Raw genomic sequence first — 572 nt, 5'->3', positions numbered from 1 at the left:
GGCGTTATGTGCTTTGGTGGAAATGAATATGGAAATCACAATCAGACGTATCGAAACAGAAAGTGTTGAGGATAAAGTTATATACGAGACTTTGTTCAGAGAGTACCTATCGGGCTTCTCGGTTGAACTAGATCCCTCTGTTATTGCTCAGCTGTTTGCGCTGCCTTATTTCCACGGATTTATCAGTTTTGTCGACAATAAGCCTGCCGGTTTTGCGGTTTGCTTTGAATCGTTCTCAACTTATCGTGCGCAAAGAGTGATGAATGTCCATGATTTTATGGTGTCGGACAACTTTCGTGGTAAAGGTGTGGGTAAAGCGCAACTGAATGGTATCGAACAGTATTGTCGTGATAATGATTACCTCAAAATCACACTAGAGGTCGGTGATGATAATGTTGCAGCTAAAAAGCTCTACAGCTCATTGGACTACGAAGATTACAGAGTAGTTTTGACAGGGCAGCAACATTGGCAAAAGTACCTCAATTAGCACGCACATAACAAACTGTTCAAGAGGGATTCGCAACGCGTGGCATTTTCACTGTGCGTTGGTTTTAGTGTTTAAGGTGGTATGC

Annotated in this window: 1 protein-coding gene; it reads left to right on the top strand. The window is 42.5% G+C overall.

Annotated elements, in window-relative coordinates:
• Positions 1–28: 28 nt before the first annotated feature.
• Positions 29–487, top strand: coding sequence for a GNAT family N-acetyltransferase (locus OH459_RS28115; protein WP_005445727.1), 459 nt, complete (start codon positions 29–31; stop codon positions 485–487).
• The last annotated feature ends 85 nt before the right edge of the window (positions 488–572 follow it).

The organism is Vibrio sp. MM46, from assembly GCF_027587135.1.
Classification (GTDB): domain Bacteria; phylum Pseudomonadota; class Gammaproteobacteria; order Enterobacterales; family Vibrionaceae; genus Vibrio; species Vibrio harveyi.
The sequence above is the reverse complement of the archived record's forward strand: the minus strand, read 5'-3'. Positions and strand labels throughout refer to the sequence as shown.

Bases quoted from the DNA above. Each gene is read 5' to 3' on its own strand.
- OH459_RS28115 (WP_005445727.1), top strand. From the start codon at position 29: ATGGAAATCACAATCAGACGTATCGAAACAGAAAGTGTTGAGGATAAA.